This is a genomic window from Brevibacterium sediminis, from assembly GCF_013623905.1.
In the GTDB taxonomy this organism is placed as follows: Bacteria; Actinomycetota; Actinomycetes; order Actinomycetales; family Brevibacteriaceae; genus Brevibacterium; species Brevibacterium sediminis.
This window is the reverse complement of sequence record NZ_JABKDD010000003.1, coordinates 267,312-283,536: the sequence shown is the minus strand read 5'-3', so window position 1 is coordinate 283,536 and position 16,225 is coordinate 267,312. Positions and strand designations below refer to the sequence as shown.

Annotated in this window: 13 protein-coding genes; 8 read left to right on the top strand and 5 right to left on the bottom strand. The window is 65.6% G+C overall.

Annotated elements, in window-relative coordinates; translation table 11 throughout:
* The first annotated feature begins 5 nt into the window (after nucleotides 1-5).
* Both HK108_RS07390 and HK108_RS07385 read left to right on the top strand, forming a co-directional pair.
* A complete protein-coding gene (locus tag HK108_RS07390) occupies nucleotides 6-410 on the top strand; it encodes a hypothetical protein (RefSeq protein ID WP_039207963.1) in 405 nt (134 codons plus the stop codon).
* The gene (locus HK108_RS07385) at nucleotides 407-1,915 is read left to right on the top strand and encodes a multicopper oxidase family protein (protein ID WP_181271013.1); all 1,509 of its coding nucleotides are present in this window, start codon (nucleotides 407-409) and stop codon (nucleotides 1,913-1,915) included. The genes HK108_RS07390 and HK108_RS07385 overlap by 4 nt, the downstream gene beginning before the upstream one ends.
* A 36-nt stretch (nucleotides 1,916-1,951) precedes the next feature.
* Here the strand turns inward: HK108_RS07385 and HK108_RS07380 are convergent, their stop codons facing one another.
* Entirely contained in the window at nucleotides 1,952-2,710 is a 759-nt protein-coding gene (locus HK108_RS07380; RefSeq protein WP_167194120.1) for an SDR family NAD(P)-dependent oxidoreductase, read from the bottom strand.
* 198 nt (nucleotides 2,711-2,908) lie between these two features.
* Here HK108_RS07380 and HK108_RS07375 point away from each other — a divergent pair, with 198 nt between their 5' ends.
* Nucleotides 2,909-3,487, top strand: a complete 579-nt coding sequence (locus HK108_RS07375) for a dihydrofolate reductase family protein (RefSeq protein WP_139469242.1) — start codon at nucleotides 2,909-2,911, stop codon at nucleotides 3,485-3,487.
* Here the strand turns inward: HK108_RS07375 and HK108_RS07370 are convergent.
* Nucleotides 3,468-4,199 (bottom strand): GTP pyrophosphokinase, encoded by a 732-nt coding sequence (locus HK108_RS07370; RefSeq protein ID WP_181271012.1) that lies wholly within the window; start codon nucleotides 4,197-4,199, stop codon nucleotides 3,468-3,470. The genes HK108_RS07375 and HK108_RS07370 overlap by 20 nt on opposite strands.
* Nucleotides 4,200-4,280: 81 nt before the next feature.
* Between HK108_RS07370 and HK108_RS07365 the strand changes: the two genes are divergently transcribed.
* On the top strand, nucleotides 4,281-4,544 hold the full coding sequence (locus HK108_RS07365; RefSeq protein WP_039207958.1) for a DUF2277 domain-containing protein: 264 nt from the start codon (nucleotides 4,281-4,283) through the stop codon (nucleotides 4,542-4,544).
* Nucleotides 4,541-4,927, top strand: coding sequence for a DUF1304 domain-containing protein (locus tag HK108_RS07360; protein ID WP_139907082.1), 387 nt, complete (start codon nucleotides 4,541-4,543; stop codon nucleotides 4,925-4,927). The genes HK108_RS07365 and HK108_RS07360 overlap by 4 nt, the downstream gene beginning before the upstream one ends.
* 16 nt (nucleotides 4,928-4,943) lie before the next feature.
* Here the strand turns inward: HK108_RS07360 and HK108_RS07355 are convergent, their stop codons facing one another.
* On the bottom strand, nucleotides 4,944-5,714 hold the full coding sequence (locus HK108_RS07355) for an IclR family transcriptional regulator (RefSeq protein ID WP_181271011.1): 771 nt from the start codon (nucleotides 5,712-5,714) through the stop codon (nucleotides 4,944-4,946).
* A 131-nt stretch (nucleotides 5,715-5,845) separates the two neighbouring features.
* Here HK108_RS07355 and HK108_RS07350 point away from each other — a divergent pair, with 131 nt between their 5' ends.
* Genes HK108_RS07350 through HK108_RS07340 form a run of 3 tightly spaced genes read left to right on the top strand, consistent with a single transcriptional unit; the run spans nucleotide 5,846 to nucleotide 9,783 of the window.
* Entirely contained in the window at nucleotides 5,846-7,303 is a 1,458-nt protein-coding gene (locus HK108_RS07350; RefSeq protein ID WP_181271010.1) for a benzaldehyde dehydrogenase, read from the top strand.
* A 28-nt stretch (nucleotides 7,304-7,331) separates the two neighbouring features.
* Nucleotides 7,332-8,612, top strand: coding sequence for an MFS transporter (locus HK108_RS07345; protein WP_181271009.1), 1,281 nt, complete (start codon nucleotides 7,332-7,334; stop codon nucleotides 8,610-8,612).
* 4 nt (nucleotides 8,613-8,616) lie between these two features.
* The gene (locus HK108_RS07340) at nucleotides 8,617-9,783 is read left to right on the top strand and encodes a PrpF domain-containing protein (RefSeq protein WP_181271008.1); all 1,167 of its coding nucleotides are present in this window, start codon (nucleotides 8,617-8,619) and stop codon (nucleotides 9,781-9,783) included.
* A 3-nt stretch (nucleotides 9,784-9,786) separates the two neighbouring features.
* Here HK108_RS07340 and HK108_RS07335 read toward each other — a convergent pair whose 3' ends face one another.
* Nucleotides 9,787-12,468: an ExeM/NucH family extracellular endonuclease gene (locus tag HK108_RS07335; protein WP_181271007.1), complete on the bottom strand. Its 2,682-nt coding sequence runs from the start codon at nucleotides 12,466-12,468 to the stop codon at nucleotides 9,787-9,789.
* A 241-nt stretch (nucleotides 12,469-12,709) separates the two neighbouring features.
* Entirely contained in the window at nucleotides 12,710-16,117 is a 3,408-nt protein-coding gene (locus HK108_RS07330) for a bifunctional proline dehydrogenase/L-glutamate gamma-semialdehyde dehydrogenase (RefSeq protein WP_139907087.1), read from the bottom strand.
* Between the last annotated feature and the right edge of the window lie 108 nt (nucleotides 16,118-16,225).

The following is a 16,225-nucleotide window of genomic DNA, read 5'->3' as shown; positions in this document are numbered from 1 at the left end:
AGGACATGAATACGACAACACATTCGAAACGTCCCCTGTCCTGGCCGCTCATCGTCGGTCTGTCCTCTCTGGCACTGCTGTGGCCGCTGACCGGACTGTGGCCCATCCTCGGTGACGGTGCCGTCCGCGCCCTCACTCTGCTCGGTCTCACCGGAGCGGTGTGGATCGGGACCGTCGGCTTCGCCCGCGTCGCTCGGCCCGTACTCACCCTGACGATCTGCGGCGCGGCGCACGGCTTCCTCACCCTCGCATTCGGCGGACTGCTCGCCGGGACCGGGCTGATCAGCAGCGGGCCGGCGGTGTTCATGGCACTCATCCCGAGCCTCGGAATGGGCGCCGGGATCGGCGCCCTCACCGGACTGGCAGCCTACGGAATCCAGGCGATGCTCGGGAAGCGGGAGCAGCGATGAGACGGCGCCCGCACGCCTCGGTCGCTGCCGGGGCCGCTGTCGCGGTGGTCGTCGCGGTCGGGCTGGCTGCCTGCGGAGTGTCGACCACCTCGGTGACGGAGGCCGAGTTCACGAATGAACTGGCCATCCCGCCGTTGGCGGAATCGACGGTCAACGGCGGAGTGCGCACCTTCGACCTCACCGCTGAGAAAGGGTCGACGGAGTTTCCCGGTCAGGACGGACCGACGGAGACCTGGGGATTCAATGGGTCATTTCTCGGACCCACCCTGCGGGCCGAACGCGGGGAGAAAGTCGCCGTCGACGTTGCGAACGACCTCGACGAACCGACGAGCGTGCACTGGCACGGGATGCATCTGCCGGCGACGATGGACGGCGGTCCGCACCAGATGATCGATCCTGGTCAGACGTGGAAGCCGCACTGGACGATCGACCAGCAGGCGTCGACCCTGTGGTACCACCCGCATCCCCACGGGAAGACCGAAGATCACGTGTACAAGGGGTTGGCTGGGATGGTCATCCTCGACGACGATGCTAGCGCCGACGCGGATCTGCCGGACGAGTACGGCGTCGACGATCTCCCGCTCATCGTCCAGGACAAGTCTTTCGACGATGGTGAGCTCGAGCTCAGCGACGACGGGGCCGAACCGGGGATGCTCGGCGACACCGTCATGGTCAACGGCACCATCGGCGGGGTGCAGGAGGTGACATCGGAGAAGGTGCGGCTGCGTCTGCTCAACGGATCGACGGCGAGGACGTACGCCTTCGAATTCCCCGATCGGTCGATGGATCTCATCGCCGGTGACGGCGGACTCCTCGACGAACCTGCCGAGGTCGATCGGCTGAGGTTGGCACCGGGTGAGCGCGCCGAGGTGGTCGTCGACTTCACCGCAGGTGAGACGGTGCGGATGCGCTCGGCCGAGGTCGACCTCGGCGGGGTGGCGGTGCCGGCGACGATGGGCGGACACGATTCCTTCGACGTTCTCGAGTTTCGTGCGGCCGAGACCCTGACACCTGCTCCCGAGCCAGCGTGGTCGCCGTCGTCGCATGCCGAGGAGGATGCTCTAATTGAGGCTGAGGCGGCCAAGACCCGCAAGTTCGAACTCGAGGAACGTGAGATCAACGGCGAGCGGATGGACATGAACCGCATCGACGAGGTGGCCTACGTCGGCGACACCGAGGTGTGGGAGGTGCGCAGCAGGCAGCCGATCCCGCACAGCTTCCATATCCACGATGTGCAGTTCGAGGTGCTCTCGGTCGATGGGGAGGCGCCGCCGGTGGAGATGAGCGGAAGGAAGGACACGATCTACCTCGAACCGAATCGCGACTACCGACTGCTCATGCGATTCGAGGATTTCGCCGACCCGACGATGCCGTACATGTATCACTGCCACATGCTGCTGCACGAGGATGAGGGCATGATGGGCCAGTTCGTCGTCATCGAGCGAGGTCAGGAGGCAGAAGTCGGGGTGCCGTCCGGGCATGACGGGGCCGGGCACGAGCACTGAGGCGGTGACAGTGCTCGTGCGTCATCGACAGAGCGATCACACCGCGGTGTAGCCGCCGTCAATGAGGTAATAGGCGCCGGTGACGAACGAGGCATCGTCGGAGAGCAGGAACGATACGACCTTTGCAACTTCATCGGCGGTGCCCAGGCGGCCGAGAGGGTGCTTGGCCTTGAGTCCTTCAAGCGTTTCGGCGTCCAGGCTCGATTCGAGCAGGGGAGTTGTGATGTAGCCGGGGCCGACTGCGTTGATGCGCAAGCCTTCGGCGCCGTACTCGGCGGCGGCATTCTTCGTGATGCCGACGACGCCGTGCTTGGCTGCGGTGTAAGCGCCGTTGTTGATCGCGGCGACGGTTCCGTGAACCGAAGCCATATTGACGATCGCCGACTCCGCTGCGCCGTTCTCGAGCATGGCCGGGATCTGGAAGCGCATTCCGTAGAGGACGCCGTTGAGGTTGACGTCGATGACCTTGTCCCACGAATCGAGGTCAGTCTCGCCGACGGGCACCTGCTTGCCGCCGATGCCCGCGTTGTTCACGGCGAAGTTGAGTCCGCCGTAGGTGTCGACGGCGAACTTGACGACCTTCTCCGAGTCCTCCTTCGAGGACGTGTCCTGCTGGATTGCCGAGGCGGTGCCTCCGGCCTCGGTGACCTCACCGGCGACACGCTCGGCTGCCTCGAGGTTGATGTCGGTGATGACGACCTTCGCGCCCTTGGAGGCGAGGTCCTTGGAAATCGCCTCTCCGAGGCCCGATCCGCCTCCGGTGACGAGTGCGACCTTGTTCGTGAAATCTGCCATGGTGGTGACTCTCTTTCTCGAAAATCCTCGGGCCCAGCTGATGTGGCCCTCACCAGGCGTAACGAGGAAGAGTCGGAGAACATTCCGCTGTAAGTCGGCCTGTTCGGTCACACGGGGCATTGATCGAGGCCGGCAACAATGGTTAACTGGTTGCAATCTGCAACTAGATTGATGATCGCTGCGGCTCGAGGGGGAGCGATGGGAAAAGTGGCATGGGGTTTCACCTGTTCGATCGACGGATTCATCGCCGGGCCAGGCCATGACATGTCGTGGCTCTCGGCCTCCGAGCCGAACGCCGAAGGCACCACCGAGGGCATGGCGTCGAAGGTCGCCGTCATCATCTCCGGCCGCCGCGGCTACGACGCGGCCAAGGATCAGGCCGACGAACGCGATGAGCTGACGTCCGAGGCCTACGGGGGAGCCTGGTCGGGGACGGAGATCATCCTCACCCATCGTCCCGAGGAATTGGCCGGGGACGCCTCGGTGACCGCGATGAACTGCACCATCACCGAGGCAGTCGAGAAGGCCCAGCAGATCGCCGGTGACCGTGACATCCAGATCATCAGCGCCGATATTGCCCGGCAGGCACTCGAGGTCGACCTCATCGACGAACTCCAGGTCTACGTCGCGCCGGTCTTCCTCGGCGACGGAGTGCGGATCTTCGATGTTCCCGGCGGACGGCGGGTCGACTGGGAGCTCGAGACGATCGATACGGCGAACGCCCGCAGCTTCGGTCGCACGTACCGACCCAAGAGGTCTAGCCCTCCCGCCGACTGAGGTCCCAAAGGATCCGCAGAGCCTCCTGGTCGAACTCCTCACCGGAATCGACATCCGGTGAACCGCTCCTGACCTCGGCGTGGAGGCGTTCCATCTTCCGGTCGAGTTCGCTGGCCGCGTCGGCCGCCTCGGTGAGTTCGCCGACGAGACGTTCGGGAACGTCGCCGTCGAACTTGTAGTGGATCTTATGTTCGAGGCTCGCCCAGAAGTCCATCGCGATCGTGCGGATCTGCACCTCGCAGATGACCGGGGTCGGCCCGCTGCGGAGGAACACCGGTACCTCGAGGATCGCGTGCAGGCTGCGGTAGCCGTTGGGCTTCGGCTCTGCGATGTAGTCCTTGACCTCGACGAGGCGGACGTCGTTCTGCGCGGTGAGCAGCTCGAGGACGTGGTAGGTGTCGGCGATGAAGCTGCAGGTGATGCGGATGCCTGCGATGTCGGTGATCTCGCGGCGGATGATCGCGGTGTCGAGCGGCAGGCCCCGACGGTGGACCTTCTCCAGCAGGCTCCGTGGCGACTTCACGCGAGAGGAGATGTGCTCGATCGGGTTGTAGCTGCGCGTGTGGACGGACTCCTCGCGCAGGATCGAGATCTTCGTGAGCACCTCGTCGATGACGAAGCGGTGGTGCATGATCAGCTGCGAGAAATCCAGGCGCAGCTGACGGATGCTTTCGATCTGCTGTGGTGTCAGGGCGGTCTCTGTTGGCGTCATCTCTTTCCGGATCTCCATTGTGGCCTCAGTGTATCGGCGGAACATCTGTTCTGTGTCAGTGCCGAGGAGTACCGTTTTGGCATGTGCAGAAACATCAGGACCCTCCATAATTTCGAACCTGCCGCCACCTCCGACGAAGTCCACGCCGCCGCACTGCAGTATGTGCGCAAGATCGCCGGCACGACGAAGCCCTCGCAGGCCAATGCTGAGGCCTTCGACGCTGCTGTCGAGGAGATCGCCCACACCACCCAGCACCTCCTCGATGCGCTGGTGACGAACGCGCCGCCGAAGAATCGAGAGGAGGAAGCGGAGAAGCGGCGAGCCAGATTCGCGGCTCGCGCATGACGATCGCCGGACTTGTCCTCGCCGGCCTCGCCGCCGCCCTGCACGTCTTCATCTTCTACTTGGAGTCCATCGCCTGGACGAGTCCACGTGCCCGCGCCACGTTCGGCACGACCGAAGCCGAGGCTGCGGCGACGAAGTCCCTGGCCTTCAACCAGGGCTTCTACAACCTCTTCTTGGCCCTCGCTGTGTTCATCGGCCTCATCGTCTTCGGCGCAGGCTCTGCCGCGGTCGGTCTCACCCTCGTCTTCGTCGGGGCAGGATCGATGCTCGCCGCAGCGCTGGTGCTCGCACTCTCAAGCCGTGAGCTGCTCGCCTCCGCGCTCAAACAGGGCACGCTGCCGTTGTTCGGTGTGGTCTGCCTGCTCGTCGGTGTGCTGGTCTGAGTCGCAGCGATCTGACTCAGCCGGCGAATCGATGATCGGCGGTAAGGTCCTGCGTGATCCTCGCCGAGGCGGTCCGCAGGACCCGCATGATCGCGGGCACGCCTTTACGGTGCTCCGAATCGATGACGACGCCGAGCCCGGCGATCGCCGCCCCGCCGGCGTCGAAGACAGGAACCGTGATTCCTGTCGTGCCCTCATCGATATGGCCGGAGAGTTCGGCGAAATGGTGAGACCGGATGGAAGTGAACATCTTGCGCAGAGCTGCAGGATCCGTTGTCGTCTTCTCCGTGATGGCAGACAGCGGCCCCCGCAGATACGCCTCACGCACATGTTTGGGCGCATAAGCCAAGAGCACGAGTCCACAGGACGACGCATGAGCCGGCAGTCGACCGGCGGTCTTCGACCGGTGGATGACCGCATTCGGCGCCGACATGCGCTCGATGATGAGCACCTCCCGCTCCCGCAGAATGCCCAACTGGGTGTTCTCACCGACGAACTCGTGTACACCCATCATGTGCGGCCTGGCCACCGAAGCCAGATCGACGGCATCGGAGGCGCGGTTCGACAGCTCCCACATCCCGACGCCGATCCGGATGCGGCCGTTGGGGTCGCGCTGGAGCAGATCGTGACGCATCATCTCACCGATGAGTCGGTAGGCCGTCGACTTCGGCAGTTCGGCACGCTCGGCGATCTCGTCGGTGCTCAGGGTCTGATGGTCCGGGTCGAAGGATGCGAGCACGCGCACGAGCCGATCGATCATCGAGTCGCCGGAAGGAGAGTTCGCCATGCCTCGGATTCTAGCGGTTCTCAAGCAAAATTCTCAATGAATGGGAGCAATGTGGCTTCGGGTGGTCTCGGTCACTACTCTGACGAGAGGTGCACCACAGTCCCGCCCCGACAAAGAAGTGAGGACAGACAATGACTGATTTCCTGGGAACCGACTGGCACGAGAAGATCTTCACCGGCACCTGGGCCGCCGGCTCAGGAGAGACCTACGACGTCATCGAACCGGCCACCGGTGAGACCCTCGGCCGCCTCGGTGCCGCCAGCGCCGACGACGTCACCGCCGCCGCCACGCGAGCCGCCGCTGCACAGAAGGAATGGGCGCAGACCACCCCGGCCGAACGGGCTGCAGTGCTGCGCCGCGCCGGTGCTCTGTGGGCCGAACACGCCGAAGAGCTCTCCGGATGGATCATCCGCGAAGCCGGCTCCATCCCGCCGAAGGCCGCACTCGAACTCTCCTCGGCCGAAGCCATCTGCTTCGAATCCTCCGCCCTGCCCAGCCACCCCAAGGGGCAGGTGCTCACATCGAACGAACCCCGCTGGTCCTTCGCCCGCCGAGTGCCCGCCGGAGTCGTCTCCGTCATCGCCCCGTTCAACTTCCCCCTCATCCTCGCCATGCGCTCCGTCGCCCCGGCCCTGGCCCTGGGCAACGCGGTCCTGCTCAAGCCGGATCCGCGCACCGCCGTGTGCGCCGGAGTGACGATCGCGAAGGTCTTCGCCGAGGCGGGACTGCCCGAAGGACTGCTCCAGGTCCTGCCCGGCGGCCTCGACGCCGGTGAAGCCGTCGTCGCCGCACCCGAGGTCTCCGTCATCTCGTTCACCGGCTCCACCGCGGCCGGACGCAAGGTCGGCGAAGCCGCCGGTCGCCTCCTCAAGCGCTGCCACCTCGAGCTCGGGGGCAACAATGCGCTCGTCGTCCTTCCCGGAGCCGAGGTCGGTCCCGCCACCTCGGCGGGGGCCTTCGGATCGTGGATGCACCAAGGCCAGATCTGCATGACCACCGGCCGCCACCTCGTCCACGAATCCATCTACGACGAATACGTCGAACAGCTGGCCGAACGCGCCCGCAATCTGCCGGTGGGCAACCCCGCCACCGAGGAGGTTGCGATCGGACCGATCATCGACGAGAAACAGCGCACCCACGTTCGCGACATCCTCGACAAAGCTACCGCCGACGGCGCCTCGCTCGTCGCCGGCGGGCCGGGCGAAGGGGCCTTCGTCCCGCCCACGGTGCTCACCGATCTCAGCCCCTCGAACCCCGCCTGGGCGCAGGAGATCTTCGGACCCATCGCCCCGGTGGCCCGCTTCTCCACCCTCGACGAAGCCGCCGAGATGGTCAATGCCAGCGAATACGGACTCTCCTTGGGCATCCTCGGCGATGTGGGTCTGGCCATGGACCTCGCCGACCTCGTCGACACAGGGAAGGTCCACATCAACGAACAGACCGTCTCCGATGAGGCCAACGTCCCCTTCGGTGGCATGAAGGACTCCGGCAACGGATCCCGTTTCGGTGGAGCCGAAGCCAACATCGAAGCCTTCACCGAAACCCAATGGGTGACGATGCGCTCGTCCATCGCGCCTTACCCGTTCTGACCTGCACGACAACACCCCGGAGACACCGATGTCCGCAACCACCCCATCCGCATCCACGACCGGTTCCGCCTCGGCGGGCCGCTGGCCGGCCGTCCTGTGCTGGCTGGCTGTCGCTTTGGAGGGCTTCGACCTCGTCGTCCTCGGCGCGGTCATCCCTGAGTTGCTGGCCACCGAGGCCCTCGGATTCACCCCCGAGGCGGCCACGATGGTGGCGACGCTCAGCCTCGTGGGCGTTGGCCTCGGCGCCGTATCCGTCGGCCCCGTCGTCGACCGGATCGGACGACGGTGGGCGATCATCGGCTGCGTCATCGGCTTCAGCGTCTTCACTCTGCTCGTCGCGTTCGCTCCGAACGTTGCACTGTTCACCATCTACCGGTTCATCGCCGGGCTGTTCCTCGGTGCCGTGATGCCCAGCGCTCTCGCCTACATCAGCGAGTACAACAAGTCGGGTAAGACCGGAAAGGCCACGACGCTGACGATGACCGGCTACCATGCCGGCGCCGTCGCGATCTCCCTGCTCGCCGTCGCCTACTCCCACAACTGGCACCTGCTCTTCCTCGCCGGCGGAATCGCCGGCCTCGTCATGGTGCCCCTCCTGATCTTCAAGCTGCCCGAATCCGAGGTCTTCCTCATCGCTCAGGAACTCAAACGCAACCCCGCAGCCGCGCAGACGGTGGACGCCGACGCCGCCGATCCGTCCGGCACCGTCGACGCACAGGCGAAGACAGGAATGGCGGGACTTTTCGAGGGCAAGCTGGCGCTGGTGACCATCGGCGTGTGGGCAGCGAGCTTCATGGGACTCCTGTTGGTCTACGGACTCAACACCTGGCTGCCGAAGATCATGGCCGACGCCGGCTACGAGGTCTCGGACTCGCTGGTCATGCTCTTCGTCATGAACATCGGCGCCGTCGTCGGACTCGTCCTGGCCGGCTGGCTGGCCGATAAGCACGGGACGAAGAAGATCGTGCTCATGTGGTTCGTCCTCGCAGCCATCTTCCTCGCCGCACTGTCGATTCCGATGACCAGCCAGGTGCTGCTCAACATCGCGGTATTCATCACCGGAGTCTTCGTCTTCTCCGCCCAGGTGCTCGTCTACGCCTTCGTCTCGGCCATCTACCCGGCTCAGGCCCGCGGCACCGCGCTGGGCATGGCTTCGGGCATCGGGCGGATCGGTGCCATCGTCGGTCCGTTCATCACCGGTGCCCTCGTCACCGCGGGCATCGCCTACCCGTGGGGCTTCTACCTCTTCGCCGTCGTGGCAGTCCTCGGGTTCGCTGCCATGGCGATCGTGCCGAAGTCGCTACGCTGAAAGCATGACTCGGTGGATCGATGCCACGTTCGTTCGCGGCGGCACAAGCAAGGGACTGTTCTTCAGCGAATCCGCGCTGCCGTCGCTGAGTCCCGACGGGGACACGGCGGAGTGGGACACGATCTTCTGCCAGGCGATGGGCTCGCCCGATCCGTTCGGCCGTCAGCTCGATGGAATGGGCGGGGGAATCTCCTCGCTGTCGAAGATCGTCGTCGTGGCCGCCTCGGCGAGGGATGGGGTCGACCTCGACTACACGTTCGGTCAGGTCTCCGTCACCGAGGCGGCCGTCGACTATTCCGGCAACTGCGGAAATCTGTCGTCCGGGGTCGTGCCCTTCGCCTTGTCGGCCGGGCTGATCTCCGCAGCCGATGGATGGCATGTCTTCCGGCTGTTCAATACGAACACGCAGAAACTCGTCGACGTCGGCCTCGGCGTCGTCGATGGGCAGGCCGACGTTACGGGAGATCTGGTGCTGCCCGGAGTCAGCGGAACGGGCGCACCGCTCGAACTCATCTACCCCGACCCGGCCGGCAGCCGCACCGCCGGACTCCTACCGACGGGGAAGGCAGCCGAGTCCATCACTGCCGGTGGGGCGATGTTCGAGGTCAGCCTCGTCGACGCCACCCTGCCCGTCGTCATCGTCCCGGGTGCTGCGATCGGACTCAAGGGCACCGAATCTCCGGAGGAGATCGACGCGAACAAGCACGCGATGGGCATGATCGCGGAGCTGCGCCGCAACGCCGCTGTGCGGATGGGGCTGTGTGAGTCACCGGAGGAAGCGCCGGACGTCGTGCCGAAGGTCGCCGTGGTCACCGCCCCACAGCCCACCCGACTGCTCGACGGAACGACCCTGGCCGCCGAGGAGGCCGACCTGCTCGTGCGAATGATCTCCATGGGGCAGACGCACAAAGCCGTGCCCGGAACCGGAGCCATGTGCCTGGCCGCGGCCGCGCAGATCCCGGACACGATCATCAACCGCATCATCCGACGCTCCAGGCCCGGGTCCGACACCGGGGACGAAGACAAAAATGTCGGGCCGGAAGTGCGGCTGGCCACCCCTTCGGGCGTCGTCACGGTCGGTGCCGTCTTCGACGCGGACACGGTGACGGCCGCCTCCCTCTTTCGCACGGCACGAGTGCTCATGCGGGGGCAGGTGGCCGTCACCGACTAAGCGTCACCAACCGTTGTGGCGACCGTTCTTCCCGGCGTTCTTGCCTCCAGGGTGATCACCGTCGCGGCTGCCCCAATGGTTGCCGTTCTTGCCACCGTTCTTCCCCGCGTTCTTTCCGCCGGGGTGGTCGCTCGAACCGTCGGCGTCGGCGTTTTCCGCAGCGTCTGCTCCGGCGTCGTCGTCCCCGCCTTCATCTGAGGAGTCGAAGAGGCCGACGACGACCGGATCATGGTCGGAAGCCCGGAACTGGTCCGGAGCGAAGAGGTCGCTGACGTTGTAGTTGAAGCGGCTGTATTCGAGCGCCAGGGACTCGACCGAGTTGATGTTCCAGACATCGGCCCCGGTGACGGAGCCGAAGGCCGTTGCCTCCGTGCCTGCACCGTCGGCTTCGTCCGAGGCGTCGAGGGCGAGGACATGGTCGAGGCTGCCTGTGCGCGAACCGAAGACATACGTGGATTCGTCCGTCTTCTCCGCCGCGATGTCCTTGTATCCGGCCTCGTAGAAGACCTGCATCGGGTCCTCCTGAGTGTAGGAGTTGAAATCGCCGAGGAGGTAGACCAGGTCGCTGTTCGTTGCCTCCTGTTGGTCACCGGCAAACCCGACGAGCGCTTCGGCCTGCTTCACGCGGTCGGCGTTCGACGCGCCCTGACCGTCACCGGAGTCCTCGTTGCCCGGACCTGAACCGGATCCCTTGGACTTGAAGTGGTTGGAGATCGTCACGAAGGTCTTGTCCTTTTCGACCTCACCGGTACCGTCCTTCGGCGCGAACGCCTGGGACAGGGGTTCGCGGGCATTGGAGAACGCATCCTGGTCATCAAGGATCGTGGATTCGTCCTGCGGGGCCACCTCGGCGGGTTGGTAGATCAACGCCGTGCGGATGACATCCTCATCGGACGGAACGGCGGCAGGGGAGTCGACGAAGTCCCATTTCTCGGTTCCGGCGGCCTCGTTGAGGCGCTTGACCAGGGTCGCCAGCGCGTCGTCGCGGTCCTTGCCGAACGCGGCGGAATTCTCGATCTCCATGAGCGAGACCACCGAGGCGTCGAGCTTGTTGATCGCGGTGACGATCTTCGTCTCCTGACGCTTGAGACTCTCCGCATTCGCGGCACCGCGGGCATCGCAGCCGCCGCGGACGGTGATGTGGTTGCCCTCGCGGTCGTCGTAGTACTGGCAGCCAGAGAGCTGGTCACCGGTGGTGGTGAAGTAGTTGAGGACATTGAAGCTGGCGAGGCTGACCTGCCCGCCGACGGCCTCGGGGGCCTCGGTGCGAGTGTCGGTGAAAGTGGTCGGCTGGACCGCCTCGGCGTTGTCCCCGGTCAGACGGGTCGTCGGCTGGAATCGCCACTTCTCGTGATCGAAGCCGAGCACGACCGGGGAGGTGAAGTTCGCCTGCGCACCGACGCGGACCGGGTCCTCCTTGCTGAGGTAGGGCAGGGGGATGTCCTTGTCGGCCTTGAGGAAGTTCACGGTGGCGCCGTCGTCGAGGACGACCTCACGGTCGAGGTTCTCGGCTTCCAGAGCCTTCGCCTCGGGGGTGCCGGGGCGGTGGACGTCGGTGGGTTGGTCGAGCGTGCCCTCACCGGTGGCGAGGACGACCTCGCCGTACGTATTCGTGTTGTAGTTGTCGGCCACGGTCAGCGATTCGCTCGGCTGCAGGAGCATGCCTTCGAGGGATTCGCGCTTCTCATCTCCTGCAGGAAAGGCGTCTTCGACGGGTTTGACCGCCTCGGCGGGTTCGTCGACCGTTTTGAGACCGGACGCGGATACGGAGATCTGGGTCTGACCGTAGTGTTCGGATACGGTGCCGGTGACCTCGACGTGGTCGTCGATGCTGATATCGGCGACGGTGTCGGGGGAGTAGACGAAGATGCCGTCGGATGCTGCACCGTCGGCACGGTCGGCTCCGCCGGTGCCCGGGGTCTGGATGTAGTAGCCGTTCAGCCCTCCCTCGGGGTAGGCGGCGGTGACGACACCGCGGGTGGTCACGGTCTTGCCTTGGATGGGGCTGGCGTCGCCCGTGCCCTGGATGTCGGCGATCGGCGTGACGCCTTCGGGAGTTTCGCCGTCGTCGCCATCGTCGTCGTTGCCTTCTCCGCCGTCGCTGCTGTCGGGCAGGGCGTTCGGGGTGGGGGCTGCCGACTTCCATGCGTCGCCTGTGAGCTGGATCGACTGGCCGCCGGCGGCAGTCGCACCGGTCGGTTCGGCTTCCTGGCCGATGACGGGCGCGGGGGTGAAGGTGTTCTTCGTGCCGGTAACGCCCTTGCCGTCGACGACGCCGCCGATCTGCTGGAAGTCGACCAGCTCGCCGTCATCGTCGATGACGAAGGCGCTCGAGCCGTACTCGCCGTCGGCGGCCGAACCGGCCTTGACGGAGTTCGTGATCGACACGTCGATCGCGACGGCACCGGAATCGCCGACCGTCGTGTCCTCGGGCACGGTGACGGTGTTCTCCTGCGCCTGGACGCTGCCGCCGCGTGTCACCGAACCGAAGGTCCACCCGGAGATGTCGGTGCCGGGGTCGGCGGCGACTTCGATGAAGTCGGTCGCGAGGGTGTAGGCGATTTCGGAGATGTGGATGTCGCTGTCTGCGGCGGCATCTGCTGCGGCTGCCGGTGCGAGGGGGAGGGCCAGGCCCGCGACGAGACTGAGCGCCGCGGCGGAAGAGAGGGTGGTCGTGACTTTCATGGGAGCCTTTCGGGCGGATGAGCGGCTGTGCGCACCGTGATGATCACGTACGCAGTCCCTTGCACCCTAGCGGCTCACTCATCGACGACAGCGGCGAAGATGTGAACAACTTGTGAACAGTCGAACAGTCCACTGAGTGCCACGGGTGGCACTCATCCTACACAACCCGCCCTGCCCCAGAACTACCTGACGGCGGCCCAGCAACCTCGCGCGAGGTTGCTGGGCCGCCGTCAGGTAGCAATTAGGAGGTGAGGGTGGCGGCGAGCTCGTGGAAGTCGCGGCTCGGGTTGCCGAAGCGGTGCAGGGTCATCGACACCGCCTGCTCCTGCACGTAGTACCGCAGCTCCACCCGCCCCGAGGTGGTCACCGGCTCATCGATGATCGCGACCTCCGGGCGAGGCGCGGCCGCAGCCAACAGTTCGTCCTCGAACCGACCGAGGACGCGGATGCGGGCACCCACCGTGTCGTCGTAGCGACCCTGTCCGACCATCTCGGCGAACAGATCCGCCGACTCCGTGCGGGCGGGGACACCGGCGTTCGTCACGGCGATCTTCACCTCGGCGGGCACATCCTCGGCGACGGACAGCTGCACCGTCGACCCCACCGTGGTGGCGGCGTGGAGGGAGCGTTCGAGATCGAACAGGCTCGCCTGGGCAGTGACGCGCAAGGTGACCGGCCGAGGACGGTAGCGGAAGATGTTCGCCTCCGCGCGCAGTCCCGTATGGTCCTTCGCCGCACCGAATTCGGCCTCGAACCAGCGCTTGTCATCGGCCTTGGCCGCCTCGAGATTCTGGCTGCCGGCATCGGCGAAGTGGCCGAAGAGCATGAGATAGTTCGGCCCGCCGGCCTTCGAACCCAGGCCGACCGAGGACTGCTTCCAGCCGCCGAACGACTGCCGACGCACGATCGCACCGGTGATTCCGCGGTTGACGTAGGCATTGCCGACCTCGACGCGGTCGAGCCAGGTGGTGACCTCCTCGGGGTCGAGGGAATGGATGCCGCCGGTGAGGCCGAAGTCCACGGCGTTCTGGAACTCGATGGCCTCATCGAGGTCCTTGGCATGCATGAGACCGAGCACCGGACCGAAGACCTCGGTGAGGTGGAAGAAGGAACCGGGCTTGACCCCGTCCTTGATACCCGGGCTCCACAGACGACCCGAATCGTCGAGCTGCTTGGGCTCGAGCAGCCAGGATTCTCCAGGTTCGAGCGACGTCAGCGCCCGACGCAGCTTGTCCGAGGGATCCTCGGTCAGCGGACCCATGGTCGATGCGAGATTCGACGGCCAGTCGACGACCATCGACGAGGCGGCATCGATGAGCTGGCGACGGTAGCGCTCGGAATCGTAGGTCGAACCGACCATGATGCCCAACGAGGCGGCCGAGCACTTCTGTCCGGCATGTCCGAAGGCCGAATACACGAGGTCGGCCATGGCGAGGTCTCGGTCCGCCGCCGGGGTGATGACCAGGGCGTTCTTGCCCGAGGTCTCTGCATTGACGTGGAGTTCGGGTCGGAAGGACTTGAACATCGCTGCGGTCTCCGAGGCACCCGTGAGGATGACCCGGTCGACGTCGGGATGCGAGACGAGGTGCTGGCCGAGGTCCCGCTCGACCGGAGCGCACAGCTGCAGCACGTCCTTGGGCACGCCGGCCTGCCACAGGCAGTCGATGATGAGCGCCGAACAGTGCGGGGTCGGCTTCGACGGCTTGTGGATGACAGCAGATCCCGCCGCCAGCGCCGCCACGGTTCCGCCGGTGGGAATGGCCACCGGGAAGTTCCACGGGGGAGTGACGACGACCATCTCATCGGGAGTGAAGGTCGCGCCCTCAATGTTCTCGAGCTCGAGCGAATTCAGCGCGTAGTAGCGGATGAAGTCGATGGCCTCGGACACCTCGGGATCGGACTGCGACGGCATCTTGCCGACCTCCGCGGCCTCGACGGCGATGAACTCGCCGCGACGGGCAGCGAAGATGTCCGCGGCGCGGTGGAGGATCTCGGCGCGACCGGCGGCGCCGAGGGCCCGCCAGTCGGCAGCCGCGGCGCGACCGCGGGCGATCATCTCATCGAGCTCGTCCGTGGACTCGACCTTGGGCGCGTTCGGACGATCGTCGAGGTAGCCGGGGGCGGTCGCCTCGGCGATGATGCTGCGCACCCACTCCTGGTTGGCAGGAAGGGACGGGTCGGTGTCGGGCTCATTGAAGAACTGGGTCGGCACCACGGTCTCGCCGAGTGTTTCGGTCGACCGGTTCTGGTGGCGGTTCGGGGCCGGTGCGGTCTCGCCCTCGGTGTCGAGGATCGATTCGAGCTGGTCGACCGACGCGGTGAACCGGTCGGCTTCGCGCTTGAATACGTCGTTGCCGTTGGCGAGGTCGAAGATGCCGGACATGAAGTTCTCGGACGCAGAGTTCTCTTCAAGCCTGCGCACGAGGTAGGAGATCGCGACGTCGAACTCCTTCGGATGAACGGCCGGAACGTAGAGGAGGAGGTCTCCGACGTCCTCGGTCACGGCGGCGGCCTGTTCGCTGGCCATACCCTGGAGCATCTCGAACTCGACGCGGTCGGTCACGGAGCGTTCGACGGAGAGGTGGTGGGCGAAGGCGATGTCGAAGAGGTTGTGCCCGGCCACGCCGATGCGCAGCCCCTTCATCCGCTCCGGGGTGAACAGCCAGTGCAGGACTCGCTTGTAGTTCGCGTCCGTGGACTGCTTCGAATCGCACGTCGTTGCAGGCCAGCCCGCGATTTCGGCGTGCACGGTCTCCATCGCCAGGTTCGCGCCCTTGACGAGGCGGACCTTGATCCCGACTCCGCCGTTCTCGACACGGCGGGAAGCGAATTCGCTCAGCCGCTGCACCGCTCCGAGCGCATCGGGCTGGTAGGCCTGGATGACGATTCCGGCCTCGAGATCCTTGAATTCTGGTTCGGAGAGCAGTCGCGTGAACACCGCGATCGTCAACTCGAGGTCCTGGTACTCCTCCATGTCGAGGTTGACGAACTTCGCGCCGGTCGGGGCTTTCGCGGCCTGCTGGTAGAGCGGACGGAGGCGGTCGACGACATAGTCGACGGTCTCGTCGAAGGCCCACATCGAGATCTGCGAGGCCACGGAGGAGACCTTCACCGACACGTAGTCGACATCGTCGCGGGCGAGCAGCCGGTGGGTCTGCTCCAGGTGATTGTCGGCTTCGCCGTCACCGAGCACGGCCTCGCCGAGGAGGTTGATGTTGAGCCTGTGACCGTCGGCGGTGAGGGCGGCGACGGTCTTGCCGAACTGCTTGTCCCGGGCGTCGACGACCATGTGGCCGACCATCTGACGCAGGCGAGTGCGGGCGGCGGGCACGACGACCTGCGGGGCGATCTTGGCCAGTGCGGCACCGGCCTTGATCTGTGCACGGTCGAGGTACGACATCGTCTCAGGGGCTAGCTTGCCGACCTCGGTCAAGGCGTCGGCGGCGGCGTGGACATCATCGGTGCGCACGACCCGATCGACGAACCCGACGGTGAAGTCGAGGCCGTTGTCGTCGGAGAGGACGGCGGAGAGGCGTTCGGCCGCGGGGTTCTTCGCCGTGGTCATCGACGTCGACACTCGCAGCCACCGGCGGACGGTGTCGATCGACTGGGCAGTGAGCGTGGCGAGGTCGGTTTCGGTGTGCAGCAACTGTGCTCCTTCGGTGCTCGGATTCGGTGCTCTCACGCGTCGGCGCTGACCGTGGAACCTGGGTGTGAGATCAGTATGCGCCGCCGAAATCCGGGGGTGAAGAGATGG